The sequence below is a fragment of the Lacrimispora struthionigena genome (genome assembly GCF_048627165.1).
Classification (GTDB): Bacteria; Bacillota; Clostridia; order Lachnospirales; family Lachnospiraceae; genus Lacrimispora.
The window spans coordinates 398122-413653 of the sequence record NZ_JBMBWP010000002.1 but is presented as its reverse complement, the minus strand read 5'-3'; the positions used below and the strand labels follow the sequence as shown (position 1 = coordinate 413653).

13 protein-coding genes are annotated in these 15532 nt (G+C 43.2%); 12 read left to right on the top strand and 1 reads right to left on the bottom strand.

All coding sequences use genetic code 11. The annotated features are described in order from the left end of the window. Nucleotides 1-9: 9 nt before the first annotated feature. The 11 genes from cbiB to ACOAOT_RS10795 all read left to right on the top strand — a co-directional run bounded on the left by cbiB (nucleotide 10) and on the right by ACOAOT_RS10795 (nucleotide 13801). A complete protein-coding gene (gene cbiB, locus ACOAOT_RS10845; protein ID WP_420216979.1) occupies nucleotides 10-990 on the top strand; it encodes an adenosylcobinamide-phosphate synthase CbiB in 981 nt (326 codons plus the stop codon). Nucleotides 991-1018: 28 nt separating this feature from the next. Beyond that, complete coding sequence (locus ACOAOT_RS10840; protein ID WP_420216978.1) at nucleotides 1019-2107, top strand: pyridoxal phosphate-dependent aminotransferase; 1089 nt, start codon at nucleotides 1019-1021, stop codon at nucleotides 2105-2107. A 4-nt stretch (nucleotides 2108-2111) separates the two neighbouring features. Then, nucleotides 2112-3659: a cobyric acid synthase gene (locus tag ACOAOT_RS10835; RefSeq protein ID WP_420216977.1), complete on the top strand. Its 1548-nt coding sequence runs from the start codon at nucleotides 2112-2114 to the stop codon at nucleotides 3657-3659. After that, the gene (locus ACOAOT_RS10830; protein ID WP_104438507.1) at nucleotides 3649-4284 is read left to right on the top strand and encodes a precorrin-8X methylmutase; all 636 of its coding nucleotides are present in this window, start codon (nucleotides 3649-3651) and stop codon (nucleotides 4282-4284) included. The genes ACOAOT_RS10835 and ACOAOT_RS10830 overlap by 11 nt, the downstream gene beginning before the upstream one ends. Nucleotides 4285-4313: 29 nt before the next feature. After that, nucleotides 4314-5924, top strand: coding sequence for a response regulator transcription factor (locus ACOAOT_RS10825; RefSeq protein ID WP_420216976.1), 1611 nt, complete (start codon nucleotides 4314-4316; stop codon nucleotides 5922-5924). After that, nucleotides 5924-7696, top strand: a complete 1773-nt coding sequence (locus tag ACOAOT_RS10820; RefSeq protein ID WP_420216975.1) for a sensor histidine kinase — start codon at nucleotides 5924-5926, stop codon at nucleotides 7694-7696. The genes ACOAOT_RS10825 and ACOAOT_RS10820 overlap by 1 nt, the downstream gene beginning before the upstream one ends. Then, nucleotides 7693-8664 carry a substrate-binding domain-containing protein gene (locus ACOAOT_RS10815; protein ID WP_420216974.1) on the top strand — a complete coding sequence of 324 codons (972 nt, stop codon included), beginning with the start codon at nucleotides 7693-7695 and terminating at the stop codon, nucleotides 8662-8664. The genes ACOAOT_RS10820 and ACOAOT_RS10815 overlap by 4 nt, the downstream gene beginning before the upstream one ends. 14 nt (nucleotides 8665-8678) lie before the next feature. Further along, a complete protein-coding gene (locus tag ACOAOT_RS10810; protein WP_420216973.1) occupies nucleotides 8679-9701 on the top strand; it encodes a galactose ABC transporter substrate-binding protein in 1023 nt (340 codons plus the stop codon). Between the two features lie 194 nt (nucleotides 9702-9895). Then, nucleotides 9896-11023 (top strand): galactose ABC transporter substrate-binding protein, encoded by a 1128-nt coding sequence (locus ACOAOT_RS10805; RefSeq protein WP_420216972.1) that lies wholly within the window; start codon nucleotides 9896-9898, stop codon nucleotides 11021-11023. 229 nt (nucleotides 11024-11252) lie between these two features. Beyond that, entirely contained in the window at nucleotides 11253-12806 is a 1554-nt protein-coding gene (locus tag ACOAOT_RS10800; RefSeq protein WP_420216971.1) for a sugar ABC transporter ATP-binding protein, read from the top strand. After that, nucleotides 12803-13801: a galactose/methyl galactoside ABC transporter permease MglC gene (locus ACOAOT_RS10795; protein WP_277407985.1), complete on the top strand. Its 999-nt coding sequence runs from the start codon at nucleotides 12803-12805 to the stop codon at nucleotides 13799-13801. The genes ACOAOT_RS10800 and ACOAOT_RS10795 overlap by 4 nt, the downstream gene beginning before the upstream one ends. Before the next feature lie 77 nt (nucleotides 13802-13878). Here the strand turns inward: ACOAOT_RS10795 and ACOAOT_RS10790 are convergent, their stop codons facing one another. After that, nucleotides 13879-14331 carry a CYTH domain-containing protein gene (locus ACOAOT_RS10790; protein ID WP_277407984.1) on the bottom strand — a complete coding sequence of 151 codons (453 nt, stop codon included), beginning with the start codon at nucleotides 14329-14331 and terminating at the stop codon, nucleotides 13879-13881. A gap of 139 nt (nucleotides 14332-14470) precedes the next feature. Between ACOAOT_RS10790 and ACOAOT_RS10785 the strand changes: the two genes are divergently transcribed. After that, nucleotides 14471-15532, top strand: a complete 1062-nt coding sequence (locus tag ACOAOT_RS10785; RefSeq protein ID WP_420216970.1) for a galactose ABC transporter substrate-binding protein — start codon at nucleotides 14471-14473, stop codon at nucleotides 15530-15532.

Here is a 15532-nt window from a genome sequence, read left to right as displayed (position 1 = left end):
GACTGACTTATGTTTAAATATCATATAATTGCGGTTCTGATTGGCTGCTTTCTGGATGCGTGCTTTGGAGATCCCTTATCCTTGTGGCACCCGGTTTGCGGAATTGGAAACCTGATAAGCTGGCTGGAGAAAAAATTAAGACCCCTGTTTCCGCAAAATGAGGCAGGAGAAAGACAGGCAGGTGTATGGCTGGTTTTGCTGGTTCTGCTTGCAGCCGGGGGGAGTTCATTTGCGCTCTTAGCAGTTTCTTACGGCATTTCTCCCATCGCCGGAGTGGCTCTGGAAAGCATCATGTGTTTCCAGATGATGGCGTGGCATTCCTTAAGGAAAGAGAGTATGAAGGTATACCGTGCATTTTTAAAACAGGATACGGAAGAGGCAAGGCATGCTGTATCCATGATCGTGGGCCGTGATACAAAAAATCTCACTGATATGGGTATAACAAAGGCAGCGGTGGAAACTGTGGCGGAGAATACCTCTGATGGTGTGATTGCACCTTTGATTTTCATGGCCCTCTTTGGAGGAACCGGTGTATTCCTATATAAGGCAGTGAACACCATGGATTCCATGGTAGGTTATAAAAATGACCGGTATCTCTGGTTTGGACGGTGTGCTGCAAAACTGGATGATCTGGTTAATTTTATTCCGGCCCGAGTATCCGCTTTTTTCATGCTGGCGGCAGGATATTTATGCCAGCTGTTTTTCGGCAGTAAATTTAATGGGAATAATGGTTTCCGGATCTGGAAACGGGACCGTTTTAATCACAAAAGTCCCAATTCCGCACAGACGGAATCTGCCTGCGCCGGAATTCTTCAGATTGAACTGGCTGGAAATGCATGGTATTTTGGAACCTTATATGAAAAACCTGTGATTGGAGATCCGGTGAGGGCAGTGGAGTATAAAGATATAGTAAGGGCTAACGTCCTGATGACAGTTACTTACATACTGGCGCTGATTCCCGTTGGAATCCTGCTTTTAATCGCGTTTTAGAAGATACACATAATTGGGAGAAATAAATATGGAATATCAGCATGGAGGAGACATTTACACCAACCAGGTTACCATGGATTATTCAGCGAATATCAATCCCCTTGGGCTTGCAAATGGTGTAAAAAATGCATTATTACAGGCGGTTGAAAACTGTTCCTGCTATCCGGACAGCCGCTGCGGCAAACTGATTACAGAACTTGGAGCTTTCCATGGATTTTCCGATAAGCAGCTTATCTGTGGAAATGGAGCAGCAGATTTGATTTTTCAGATTGTACAGGTTATAAAACCCAAAAAGGCTTTGTTAATAGCCCCCTCTTTTCTGGAATATGAGCAGGCTTTAGAGACATTTTCTGCAGAAATTGTATGGTATGATTTAAATGAGAGGGATGGATTTCACTTATCTGTAAAAGAAATAACCCAATGGCTGAAAGAAAACGATCAGGAAGTAGAAATGTTATTCCTGTGCAATCCCAATAACCCTACTGGGTTTGCACTCCCCAAAGAGGAGATGAAAGAACTTCTTGATGTCTGCTTAAAAAAAGGAATTTTCTGTGTAATCGATGAATGCTTTAATGAATTTCTCGATGATCCGGAATCTTATTCCGTACTGAAATTGATTTCAAATGGCGGCTATGATCATGTGTTTGTTTTAAAAGCATTTACAAAAATTTATGCCATGGCAGGAGTCCGCCTTGGGTATGGGATATCCACAGGTGAGAAAACCATAGAACTCATGAATCGGATCCGCCAGCCCTGGAGCGTGTCTGCGCTTGCTCAGGCAGCCGGTGAAGCAGCCCTTGGTGAAACGGAATATGTAAAAGAAACAAGGCAGCTGATTTCCAGTGAACGGGAATACCTAAAGAAAAACTTAAAAGACTTAGGTTTTCTGGTCTATGATTCCATGGCAAACTACTTGTTTTTTAAAGATACAAGAAAGAACGCCTGTAATGTGGAAAAACTTTTATACAATGAATTGCTTGACAGGCAGGTGCTCATAAGATCCTGTTCCAATTACAGAGGGCTTGATCATACCTATTACCGGATCTGCGTCAAGCAGAGAAGAGAAAATGATGCATTTCTTGCAGTATTAAAATCCATACTGACAAAAGGAGAATGAGAACATGGCAAAGACGATTATGATTCAGGGGACCATGTCCAATGCAGGCAAAAGTCTGATTACGGCAGGACTATGCCGGATTTTTAAGCAGGATGGATACCGGGTTGCTCCTTTTAAATCCCAGAATATGGCACTTAATTCCTTTATTACCGAGGAAGGGCTTGAGATGGGGCGGGCGCAGGTAGTGCAGGCTGAGGCAGCAGGCGTCAAGCCAGTAGCAGCCATGAATCCAGTTTTGCTAAAGCCCACCAATGATACCGGTTCCCAGGTGATTGTAAATGGTGTGTCCATCGGCAATATGCCTGCAAAAGAGTATTTTGCCTATAAAAAGAAACTGATACCGGAAATAAAAAATGCGTTTGATACTTTGTCAGAGGAATACGACATTATTGTAATTGAAGGTGCAGGAAGTCCGGCAGAGATCAATCTAAAGCAGGAAGACATTGTCAATATGGGAATGGCTAAGATGGCGGATGCGCCGGTGCTGCTTGTGGGAGATATTGACCGGGGCGGAGTATTTGCTCAGCTTTATGGCACTGTTATGCTTTTGGAGCAGGAAGAGAGAGACAGAATCGGTGGACTGATAGTGAATAAATTCCGTGGAGATAAATCCATATTAGAGCCTGGTCTTGACATGATAACAGATCGGCTTCACATACCCGTGGCTGGAGTGGTTCCTTATATGGATGTGGATATCGAGGACGAAGACAGCCTTGGAAATCATCTTTCCATAGCTGCAAAAACAGAGGGGGCGGAGATAGAGATAGCGGTCATCCGTTTTCCAAGAATCTCTAACTTTACAGATTTTTCTGTATTCTCCACCATACCGTCTGTGGCTCTTCGCTATGTGGATTCTGTATCGGCTCTTGGAAAACCGGATCTTGTGATTTTGCCGGGAAGCAAGAACACCATAGAGGATCTTCTCTGGATGCGTCAGAATGGTCTGGAGGCCGGAGTATTAAAGCTGAGTTCATCAGGAGTTCCGGTGTTTGGAATCTGCGGCGGCTTTCAGATGCTGGGAGAACAGTTAAAGGATCCGCTGGCAGTGGAGTCTGTTTCCGGTCTTTCCTCTGTACGGGGCATGGGACTGCTTCCCATACGGACTGAATTTGGTGCAGAAAAAACCAGAACAAGGGTAACTGGTTCCTGTACGGCAGTGGAAGGGATCTTTGAAGATTTATCAGGAATGAATATAGAAGGCTATGAAATTCATATGGGTCAGACGGAACGTGCGCTGCCGCCCTTATCCTATGTGATGGAAAGCCAGTCCGGTTCCCATCTGGCAAAGATGGACGGCTGTCAGAGAAAGAACGTATACGGAACCTATATACACGGTTTCTTTGACAGTGAACAGATTGCAGATACCATAGTAGGGGCGCTGAGAAAGAAAAAAGGGCTGCCCAGCCAGCCGGGCACGGCTTTCAGCTACCAGGATTATAAAGAAAAACAGTATGACAGATTGGCAGACCTTTTGCGGGAGAGCCTTAATATGGACCGGATTTACAGCCTGATGGGATTAACCGGTGACAACGGAGGAAAGAATGGAATTTAGAGAACTGGAACGGGTTCGCCCTGAAGAAATAGAAAAGAGAAGCTTTGAAATTATAACTCAGGAACTGGGAGATAAGAAACTGGATCCGGAGCAGGAACTGGTAATCAAACGGGTGATTCATACAACGGCAGATTTTGATTATGCCGATCAGCTGATATTTTCGCCCCACGCGGTTAAGCTTGGAATAGAAGCATTAAAAGAAGGAATTCCGGTTATTACTGATACCAACATGGGAAAAGCAGGAATCAATAAAAAAGCGCTGGAGCGGGCAGGAAGCAGCGTCCACTGCTTTATGGCAGATGAGGATGTAGCAGAGGATGCGAAAAACAGGCAGACCACGAGAGCTCATGCCAGTATGGATAAAGCCGCCAGATTGTCAAAAGAATGTATTTTTGCTATTGGCAATGCACCCACTGCCCTGGTTCATCTTCATGAGCTGATACAGGAAGGAATCATAAAACCCAGATTAATCATTGGTGTACCGGTAGGGTTTGTCAATGTAATCCAGTCCAAAGAGATGATTTTATCTCTTCCCGATGTGCCCTATATTGTGGCAAGAGGAAGAAAAGGCGGCAGTAATGTGGCAGCAGCAATTGTCAACGCAATGCTTTATCAGATTTCATAACAGTAAGGTTTCTTAAAGGGGTAAACAGCATGGATCTATACAGTATCATTTTAGTGGATGATGAGGAAGAAGTCCGCAAAAGCATTATAAAGAAAATTGAATGGCAGTCAGCTGGCTTTAAAGTGGTGGGCGATGCAGAAAACGGGGAAGATGCCATTGAAAAAATAGAGGTTCTGGAGCCGGATGTGGTACTGACGGATATCCGGATGCCTTATATGGATGGTCTCGCACTGGCAGAGAAAATAAGACAGCGTTATCCGTCTATGAAAGTTGTTATTTTTTCCGGATACGACGACTTTGAATATGCCCAGAAAGCAATTAAGCTAAATGTGACCGAATACATTTTAAAGCCTGTCAATGTGGAGGAGCTTACCTCTATTTTAAAAAGAATTAAAAGCAACCTTGACCGGGAAATAGAGGAAAAGCGTAATATTAACAGGCTCAGGGAAAATTACAGAAAGAGCCTTCCTGTATTCCGGGAGCAGTTCTTTAATGATCTGGTACACAAGAACCTTTCCAATGAAATAGCAGAGCAGAAGCTAAAAGAATACGATATCCCTATTGCAGGCGCATGGAAATGGATAATAGCAGCCGTTTCGGTTGAACGGGCTGAGGTGAATGATACCCTGAGTCTTCACAGTGAGGAGGAGCTGATCCCTGTATCTGTTATGCAGATTATCAGGGAGAAGCTGGAAGGATACTGCAGATTTGCGCTGTTTCAGTCTGTTCTGGAAGCTGAGATGGTAGTGGTGGTAGCTCTCGATGACGATTTCATCACCGGGCTGATCGATGTATTTGGAGATATCTGCAAAGAAACAAAAAGGATTCTGGAGGTTCCCGTTACCATAGGAATTGGTCACAGCTGTGAGGAACTATCCAATATCCCTTATGCATACCAGTCGGCGATTGATGCTCTTGGCTATAAAGCCATAGCAGGAAAAGGCAGTACCATCTATATCAATGATATGGAACCAGTGGGAAGCGGAAAGCTGGAATTTGACAGTGTTTTGGAGGCAGATCTGATTTCGGCCATCAAGTTTGGTCCTGATGGAAAGATTGAAGCTGCTGTGACACAGATTATTGGGAAAATGGAATCTGCAAAAGTACATTTCAGACAGCAGCAGGTTTATATGTTCGGAGTATTAAACAGTGTGATACAGATGGTACAGCAGTATGATCTTGATCTGGAAGAAATCATGGGCTGGGATCTGGAGTCCATGACATTCTTTGATAAGATGCAAAAAGGGGAATTTGGTACCTGGCTTTACAAGGCTGCAGAAAAAATCAATCAGGCGATTAATCAGGAACGTGATCTTACCACAAGACAGGTGATTCAGGAGGCGAGACAGTATATTATGGATCATTATCAGAATCCGGATTTATCCGTTGAAATGATCTGCCGCCATCTGCATATGAGCCCCGCTTATTTTTCCACACTGTTTAAAAAGGAAACCGGACAGGCCTATATCGCCTATTTAACTGATCTTAGGTTAAACAAGGCAGTGGAACTGTTAAACAAAACCGAGGATAAGACCTATGTCATAGCGGCAAAGGTAGGGTATCCGGAGCAAAACTATTTCAGCTATGTGTTTAAAAAGAAATTTGGAGTTTCACCTACTAAATTTCGCGGAGTGAGGTAATGGAAAAGAAGAATAACAGCATTCGTTATACCATTTTCGTATATTTTACCATAACGGCCCTTGCCGCAGGCCTGCTTATTTCCCTTTCCTTATACCAGCGTCTTTCCTCTCAGGTTGCAGAGGTGGTACAGGAGGAAAATCAGAGTCTGATTAATCAGGTGGCACGGTCTGTGGAATCCTATCTGCGGACCGTTATGAAACTATCTGATTCTCTTTATTATGGGGCTGTGAAGAATGCAGACCTTTCTTCCCAGTCCATCAATAATGAGATCACCCTTCTGTATGACAACAATAAGGACAATGTGGATAACATTGCCCTTTTCACCCAGGACGGAGCAATGGTGGAGTCTGTTCCAGCAGCAAGACTGAAAAAGAATCTTAATATAACGGGGGAGAAATGGTTTTCCAATGCTCTTGAAAAAACGGAAAACCAGCATTTTTCCGATCCCCACGTCCAGTATATATTTGAAAACAATGAAAACCAGTACCGATGGGTGTTCTCCCTGTCCAGAGCGGTGGAACTGACGGAAGGAACATCTACCACCCAGGGCGTTTTGCTGGTGGATTTAAGCTATTCCAGTCTGGAGCATCTATTTGAAGGAGTCACCACAGGTAAAGGCGGTTATGTCTATCTGATCGGAAGCGACGGAGAAATCCTGTATCACCCAAGAATTCAGTTAATTGACTCAGGGAGGCTGAAGGAAAACAATAAAGTGGCATCCGGATATAAGGATGGGATTCACCATGAAGTTTTTGAAGGGGATAACAGAATCATAACAGTTAAATCAGTGGGCTATACAGGCTGGAAAATCGTTGGTGTTACGCCTAATAGTGTAGTTTCCTTAAATACCATCAAAACCAGGCTTTTTATTGTATTCATGATTACTCTTATCTTATTTATACTTGTACTGATCAACTCCTATATCTCATCTCGTATAACAAATCCTATCAAGGAGTTGGAAAAATCCGTAGGAATCCTGGAAGAAGGGGATTTGGAAACTGCAGTTTCCATCGGAGGCTCTTATGAAATTCAGCATTTGGGTAATTCCATTAAAAATATGGCAAAACAGATCCGCGTTCTGATGGATGACATTGTAACGGAACACGAGGCCAAACGGAAACAGGAATTTGATACCCTGCAATCACAAATTAATCCCCATTTTTTATACAATACTCTGGACATTATCGTCTGGATGATTGAAAATGAACAAAAGAACGAAGCAGTTAAGGCGGTTACCGCACTTGCCCGGTTTTTCCGGATCAGCTTAAGTAAAGGAAAAAGCATTATTACAGTCCGGGATGAACTGGAACATGTAAGAAGCTATTTAATGATCCAGCATATGCGTTTTAAAAATAAATTCACCTATGAAATTCAGGCAGAGGAAGAATGTATGGAATTAACCAGTTTAAAACTGATTCTGCAGCCGCTGGTGGAGAATGCCATCTATCATGGCATGGAATTCATGGATGGGGAGGGGGAAATAAAATTATCGGTGATGCGAAAGGAAGATAATCTGATTATCCAGGTTTCTGATAATGGCCTGGGTATGACAGAGGAACAGGTGAAAAGCCTCTTTTCCCATGACGTTCATGTCACCTCTAAAAAGGGTTCCGGTATTGGAGTGAAGAATGTGAATGAAAGAATCAAGCTTTATTTCGGGGAAAATTACGGGTTAACCATTGATTCCGAGCCAGATGAGGGAACCACCATTACCATTCTTCTCCCTGCTGTGACCTATGATTCCGTTTTAGAAAAGGAGAAACAATCATGACAAAACAGGAAAAGATTTTGTGGGTTATTTTGCCGGTAGTGCTTGTGATCCTGTTTCTTTTGTCCTCCACGGATTTGATCATTAAGGAGAAAAAGACGGTTATTTATCCGATTTCCATTATTATCAGTGATACCTCAGATGATTATTTTGCTAATTTCAGAAAAGGTGTGGATAAGGCGGCGGAAGAATATAATGTTGACGTCAGTTTCATTACCCTTTATGAAAAGGGAGATCAGGATCAGCAGCTGGAACTGGTAAAACGGGAGATTAATGACGGAGCGTTAGCAGTTGTGTTAGTTCCCGTAAAGCCGGAAGAATGCGCAAAAAAAATGGATGATATGGTTTTAAACTGTCCTGCAGTCATTGTTGGTAACTTAATTCCCAATGAGAAGGTGAAAAGCGGGATTGCACCGGATTTTGAAGAGGAAGGGCGTAAGCTGGGACAGGCAATAGCAAGGGAGAATTCTCCTGGCAAACCGGTATGGATCTTTATGGAAGGGTTAGACTATGGATACAACCGGGATATTTATGCAGGTGCTGAAAGTGAGCTGAAAAATGCCGGTTTTACAGTGAAACTTTATAAAAAGACCATGGAAGACACCTTTCGCAAAGCGATAGAAGGTCTTGTCTATCCAGGGAGCGAAAAAGTGATTATAGCAGCAATAGACACAAAAAGTCTCGACGAAACGGCAGAAATTATTGCAGGAAGTCCGGTTTATGGCAGTTATGTGGATGGTCTTTACGGGGTAGGAAGTACCACCAGGCTTTTGACTGATCTGGACAACGGGGTGATAAAAGGACTGGTGGTAAGTGATCAGTTTGATGCGGGGTACAGGAGCATTGAAAAAGCGGTTGAGTCGGTCCACAGAGGATTTCAAAAGGAGCAGATTGTACTGGATTCTTATTATATCCGAAGAGAAGATTTAAGAGAGAGCAAATTCGAAAAAATCTTATATCCGATTGACTAAATGGGGGAATCGAAATGAAAAAAAAATATGGAGTGCTGGCAGCGGTTATTCTTTTGTTTGTGTGTGTTCTGGGCTTTTTTTATCAGAACTACAAATCCGGGATAAAAGAAGGGAACAAAGCAGTTCGCATTGGGGTGACTTTATACCGGGGAGATGATTCATTTATTAATACCATAAGGGGAAAATTAGAAGATCAGGCCAAGGAATATGAAAAGAACACCGGCATTAAGATTGTTATGGAAATCGTGGATGCAAAGGGAAACCAGAATACCCAGAACAGCCAGGTAGACCGTTTTATTTCTCTGGGATATGATGCAATCTGCGTCAATATGGTTGACCGGTCGGCTGCATCAAATATTATTGGAAAAGCAATGGATGCAGATACGCCCGTAGTATTTTTTAACCGGGAGCCGGTAGAAGAGGATATGCGGCGCTGGGAAAAGCTTTACTATGTAGGGGAAAATGCAAAAGAGTCCGCTACTCTCCAGGGAAATATGCTGGTAGAAGCTTACAAGGCTGACCCGAGTTCTCTGGATATAAACGGAGATGGTAAGGTGAGCTATGTCCTTTTGGAAGGAGAGAGCAGCCATCAGGATTCTCTGATCAGAACCGAGTGGTCGATCCAGACGCTAAAGGATGGAGGAGTCCCTCTGGAAAAGATTACGGGTGCCATAGCAAACTGGGACAGAAGTCAGGCTTCTGCCTGGATGGAGCAGTGGCTGACCCAGTATCCGGGTGAAATTGAGGTAGTGATCTGCAATAACGATGATATGGCACTGGGAGCAGCGGATGCCATTGAACGCAAGGGAAGTTCCAGACCAATCAAGGTAGTTGGTATTGACGGGACTCCCCAGGGAATTGAAGGCGTCCGGGAAGGGAAGCTGTTTGGTACAGTACAATGCGACAGCGATGAATATGCCGGAGTGATTTTTAAAATTGCGGCAGCGGCCGCTCTTGGTAAAAATGTACAGGAAACAGTAGATTTAAGCCGGGATAAGTATTATGAATGCAGACAAAATACCCTGACTGCCAAATAGGAAAACAGGAAAACTGGCATTTATCAATAAAAAATTATAAAAAAACTGAGTAAATCATGAAAAATCTAAAAAAATCGATACATATACCAAGAAAATTATATGGAATAGTGCACAAAATAAAGTTATAATGTGCATGTCGATGAGGTAAAAGTACCAATCGAACACAATTATATAATGATAAGGGAGGATTTATCATGAGATTACTCAAAAAAGTAGTAGCAGTAGGTCTCGCTTCTGCAATGGTATTTTCCATGGCAGGCTGCGGTTCCAGCTCAAAGGCCACAACAGCAGCATCTGAGGCAGCAACCACTGCAGCAGAAACAAAGAAGGAAGAGACCAAATCAGCAGAAACTACTGCAGCAGCCGTTAAGGATGCAGTAGGCGGGGATTTAGCTGATAAGAAAGTTGGTATTTCCATTTACAAATTCGATGATAACTTCATGACACTTTATCGTACAGAACTTCAGCGTTATTTAACTGAAGACCTGGGCTTTAAGAAAGATAATGTAGTAATTCAGGATGGTAAGGGCGATCAGGCAGAACAGACCAACCAGATCCAGAACTTCATTACCCAGAAATATGACGTACTTATTTTAAATCTTGTTCAGGCTTCTTCCGCTCCAGAAATCACAAATATGTGTAAAGAAGCAGGAATCCCTGTTGTTTACATTAACCGTGAGCCAGATACAGAAGAAGAGCAGAGATGGAAAGATGAAAAAATCAATGCAACTTATGTAGGATGCGATGCAAGACAGTCCGGAACCTATCAGGGCGAAGAAATTCTTGAAACTTCCAACAAGGGCGATATCAACGGCGACGGCGTAGTTAACTACATCATGATCCAGGGTGACCCGGAGAACGTAGATGCTCAGTACAGAACCGAATTCTCTGTAAAAGCACTGACTGACAAGGGCGTAAAAGTAAAAGAGCTCTTAAAGCAGCGTGGTGACTGGGATCAGGCAAAAGCTCAGCAGATTGCTCAGGATGCTCTGACACAGTATGGTGATCAGATCGAAGTTATCTTCTGCAACAACGATGCTATGGCACTTGGTGCACTTCAGGCAATCGAAGCAGCTGGACGTACTGTAAACAAAGATATCTATTTAGTAGGTGTTGATGCGTTAACAGAAGCTGTTCAGAACGTTATTGATGACAAACAGACCGGTACCGTATTTAACGATCATTTCTCTCAGGCTCAGACAGCAAGCGATATGGCTGTTAAGTTCTTAAAGGGTGATTCTGTTGAAAACGTTAACATGGTTGACTATATCAAGGTTACCAAGGCAAATGCACAGGATACTCTTGACAAATTAAAAAAATAATATCCAGCAGCCGAAATTGCGGGTGTGTCGGTAAGGCACACCCGATTTTTAAAAGTTGAATGAAATACCTTAACAGGTATCCCTTTATGTCCGGAAAAACGGACGAATCAATGAAATACCTTAACAGGTATCCCTTTATGTCCTGAGAAACGGACAGATTAATGAAATACCTTAACAGGTATCCCTTTATGTCCGGAGAAACGGACGAATCAATGAAAGGAGAAGCGGGATGGCAGAGAATTACAGACTGGAAATGGTTGGAATCAGCAAATCCTTCCCTGGCGTCAAAGCGCTCGATAAAATCAATTTAAAAGTACGTCCCGGTACCGTTCACGCTCTGATGGGAGAGAACGGAGCAGGTAAGTCAACACTGATGAAATGCCTGTTTGGCATATACAAGATGGATGAAGGTGAGGTTCTGATTGATGGTGCGAAGGTGAGTATTGCCAATCCGGATGATGCACTTCACAAAGGCCTTGCTATGGTACACCAGGAACTTCAGCCGGTACCGGCTCGCTCTATTGCAGAGAATATGTATCTCGGACGGTTTCCAATATATAAAATAGGACCGCTTAAAGTAATTGATCATAAAACCATGAATGCAGAAGCAGAAAAGTGGTTAAAAGATGTTAAAATGACGTTCAATCCCAAAGCAAAACTTGGGACCTTATCAATCGGACAAATGCAGTCAGTAGAAATTGCAAAGGCAGTCAGCCAGAATGCAAAACTGGTGATTCTGGATGAACCTACTTCATCACTGACTGATAATGAGGTAGAAGCACTGTTCCGTATTATCAGGGACTTAAAGTCCCGCGGAGTTTCTATGATATATATCAGCCATAAAATGGCAGAGATCAGACAGATTGCAGATGACATCACCATCATGCGGGATGGGACTTACGTTGGTTCATGGGAAGTGGCAGATATCTCTGACGAAGAGATTGTAAAACAGATGGTAGGAAGAGAACTGGGAAATGTTTACCCTCCAAAGGATGATTACCGGACGGAAGAAACCGTTTTAAAGGTAAGCCATTTAAGCAGTATTCATGAACGTTCTTTTCAGGATTGCTCCTTTGAACTGAAAAAAGGAGAGATTCTGGGATTCGGAGGTCTGGTAGGAGCTCAGAGAACTGAATTAATGGAAGCCATATTCGGAATGAGAAATATTTCCGGGGGAGAAGTTGAGGTCCTTGGAAAAAAAGTTGAGATTAAATGCCCCAAGGATGCCATCGGCGATTCCGTGGGAATGATTACAGAAGACCGAAGAGGAAACGGCATCTTTGGATGCTTAAGCATTTCTGACAATACAGCCATTGCTTCTTACCGCAATTATACAACAGCGGGAGTGATTCAGAAGAAGAAAGTAGCATCGGTTGTAAAGGACAGCATTGCAAAGCTGAGTATAAAAACTCCCAACGACAGGACTCAGATCCAGTCCCTTTCTGGTGGAAATCAGCAAAAAGTAATTATTGCCAGATGGCTGGCAAGCAATCCTGAAATTTTAATCATGGATGAGCCGACAAGAGGTATCGACGTAGGCGCAAAGTATGAGATATATCAGATTATGATTGACCTTGTAAAGCAGGGGAAATCCATCATCATGATTTCCTCTGAAATGCCGGAGTTAATCGGTATGTCTAACCGGATTATCGTAATGTGCGGCGGACGAATCACAGGAGAAGTAGAGGATAGTGAGGCAACCCAGGAGAAAATCATGGCATTTGCCACTAAATTCGATATAAACAAAACGGAAAATAATTCCAAACAGGAGGTTAAGTCATGACAGCTAAGAAGATAAATATGAAGGATTTCCTTATTAATAATGGAATCATCGTTGTCCTCGTCCTGCTTGCCATTTTTACGGCAATAAAGCAACCATCATTCGCAACACCTGACAATTTAAAAAATATTGCCTTAAATGTGGCGCCCCGTTTCATCATTGCCTGCGGTGTATCAGGCTGCCTGATTACCAGAGGTACCGATCTTTCAGCAGGACGTATTGTAGGCCTTTCCGCCTGCCTTGCAGGTACACTTTTACAGAAACCGGGCTACAGTGGCAAGTTTTTCCCCAATCTTCCGGATTTTGGTATCTGGTGGGTGTTTGTAGTATTGTTAATCTGTATTTTAGTTGCTTGCTTGTTTGGTCTGATCAATGGTCTGGTAGTCTCCTATCTGCAGGTTCCCGCTTTTATCGGAACACTGGGTATGCAGCTGATTGTATACGGTGCCTGCCTTGTTTATACCAACGCAACACCAATCGGCGGTTACCGTCCGGCTTATACGGAAGTGGCAAAAGGAAGACTGTTTGGTTTCATGCCTTACCTGTTTTTAATAGCCCTTGCAGTAGGACTTGTGATCTGGTTCGTTTATAATAAGACTCCTCACGGAAAATACATGTATGCCATTGGCGGTAATGAACAGGCAGCAGAAGTTTCCGGTGTTAATACCAAGAAGACAAAGATTATTATCTATGTGACAGCAGCTGCACTTTACGCACTGGGCGGCTTTCTGGTAGGTGCAAAATCCGGCGGATCTTCCGTTAACATGGGTATGGGCTGGGAACTGGAAGCAATTGCAGCATGTACCATCGGAGGCGTATCTGTAAACGGTGGTATTGGTAAAGTATCCGGCGTTTTAATCGGTGTTCTTGTTTTCGAAATCTTAAAAACCTGTCTCCAGTATTTAGGAGTTAACACCAACTATCAGTATATTGCTCAGGGTATCGTTATCGTAGTTGCCATTGCTCTAGATATCAGAAAATACATTGCCAAGAAATAAATACTTAAAAAGCGTCCTGTCCGGCTAAAGCAATGCCGTTCAGGACGCTTTTTTCTATATTCGTGACTGTTTAAAAATTACGGCATCTGGCTGAGCCGGCTGTTCTGGTATTCTCCGGATAAGGTAACATCTTTCCCAAACCAGGAAGGAGGCGTAAAGGAGTGTGCTTCTTCCAGGCTCTCAAATTCCACCTCAGCAAGCATCAGCCCTTCATAGCGGCCTTCAAAAACATCCAGTTCAATGGTGAGATGATCGCAGTGTTCCACAGGAATTAAATATCTTCTTTTTGTAAGAACACAGCCGTCTGTTTTGCTGATTAAGTGGTGATAAGAGTCTTCGTTTAAGGGAAGATTGTATTCTTCTCTTGCCAAAAGACCTTTGGATTTGTAGGTTAGAATATAGGATTCATCCTCTTTTCGGACCCGCACAACAGGGTCTGTCGATAAATATCCCTGTTCAATGAAATGATGGGGAAATGACTTATAATTTTCCGGCGGGCTGGTGACCAGATATTTGCGCTCGATTTCCATGAAAAACCTCCTGATTTCATGTATTGGACTATAAAACAGGGTTAGTATACCACAATAGGATAAAAAATAGAAGATAGTGGCAAAAAGAAGAAAAACGTGGTAATATGGAAAATACAGTAAAAATCAGGAGATTAATGATATGAAATGCTTGATAAGGCGGACAGCTTTCTTTTTTCTGATATTGGCAGTGGTTTTTGCAGCAGGCTGCGCAGGAAAAAGTGCTGAGCCAAAATCTGGGGAAAGTTCGGACAAGGAAGCTGGTACGGAAGGAAGTGAAGCGGCAGAAGGTCCTAAAATCGGCATAAGCATCTATCGCTACGACGACACATTTATGAAGCTTTACCGGTCTGAATTAAAACAATATCTGGAAGAGACCTATCATGCCCAGATCATCATGCGCAATGCAGGCGGGGATCAGAATGAGCAGAACCGGCAGATAAAGGAATTTATAGATAGTAAGTGTAACGGGATTATAATTAATCCTGTGGAGACCTCGGCTGCAGGAACAATTGCAGATACCTGCAGCCAGGCAGGTATCCCGCTGGTTTTCATTAACAGTGAGCCGGATGAATCTGAGCGAAAACGGTGGGAAGACCGTCATATGGCGGTTTCCAGTGTGGAAACGGATTCTAAGCAGGCGGGAACCTATCAGGGACAGATTATTCTTGAAACCCCAGGTAAGGGTGATAAAAACAAAGATGGAATCGTCTCTTATGTGATGATAAAGGGAGAGGCAGGCAGTGATGCAGCCCGGTACAGGTCGGAGTATTCCATCAAAGCACTGACAGAGGCAGGAGTAAAAACAGAAGAGCTTTTTTCTGGTATCGGAAACTGGAACAGAGAAGAGGGGAAAAAGCTTGCTGCACAGGCTTTATCAACTTATGGTCCCAGAATTGATGTGATTTTCTGCAACAACGATGCAATGGCAAATGGAGCGCTGGAGGCGGTAGAAGAAGCCGGTATGGTACCAGGAAAAGATATATCTCTGGTAGGGGTGGATGCACTACAGGAAACCGTGGAATATATAAAAGAGGGTAAAATTACCGGAACGGTTTTAAATGACCATCAGGGGCAGTCGCGAACCGCTGCTGATGCGCTGATCCGGCTGATTCAGGGAGAAGATACCGAAACTAGGTATCTGGTGGATTATATAAAGATTACCATGAATAGTACATTTCAAAATTGGAAAGGAGACGATTGA

Coding starts and splice junctions, on each gene's coding strand:
- ACOAOT_RS10825 (WP_420216976.1), top strand. CDS start 4,314: ATGGATCTATACAGTATCATTTTAGTGGATGATGAGGAAGAAGTCCGC.
- cbiB (WP_420216979.1), top strand. CDS start 10: ATGTTTAAATATCATATAATTGCGGTTCTGATTGGCTGCTTTCTGGAT.
- ACOAOT_RS10805 (WP_420216972.1), top strand. CDS start 9,896: ATGAGATTACTCAAAAAAGTAGTAGCAGTAGGTCTCGCTTCTGCAATG.
- ACOAOT_RS10785 (WP_420216970.1), top strand. CDS start 14,471: ATGAAATGCTTGATAAGGCGGACAGCTTTCTTTTTTCTGATATTGGCA.
- ACOAOT_RS10810 (WP_420216973.1), top strand. CDS start 8,679: ATGAAAAAAAAATATGGAGTGCTGGCAGCGGTTATTCTTTTGTTTGTG.
- ACOAOT_RS10830 (WP_104438507.1), top strand. CDS start 3,649: ATGGAATTTAGAGAACTGGAACGGGTTCGCCCTGAAGAAATAGAAAAG.
- ACOAOT_RS10800 (WP_420216971.1), top strand. CDS start 11,253: ATGGCAGAGAATTACAGACTGGAAATGGTTGGAATCAGCAAATCCTTC.
- ACOAOT_RS10790 (WP_277407984.1), bottom strand. CDS start 14,331: ATGGAAATCGAGCGCAAATATCTGGTCACCAGCCCGCCGGAAAATTAT.
- ACOAOT_RS10795 (WP_277407985.1), top strand. CDS start 12,803: ATGACAGCTAAGAAGATAAATATGAAGGATTTCCTTATTAATAATGGA.
- ACOAOT_RS10820 (WP_420216975.1), top strand. CDS start 5,924: ATGGAAAAGAAGAATAACAGCATTCGTTATACCATTTTCGTATATTTT.
- ACOAOT_RS10835 (WP_420216977.1), top strand. CDS start 2,112: ATGGCAAAGACGATTATGATTCAGGGGACCATGTCCAATGCAGGCAAA.
- ACOAOT_RS10815 (WP_420216974.1), top strand. CDS start 7,693: ATGACAAAACAGGAAAAGATTTTGTGGGTTATTTTGCCGGTAGTGCTT.
- ACOAOT_RS10840 (WP_420216978.1), top strand. CDS start 1,019: ATGGAATATCAGCATGGAGGAGACATTTACACCAACCAGGTTACCATG.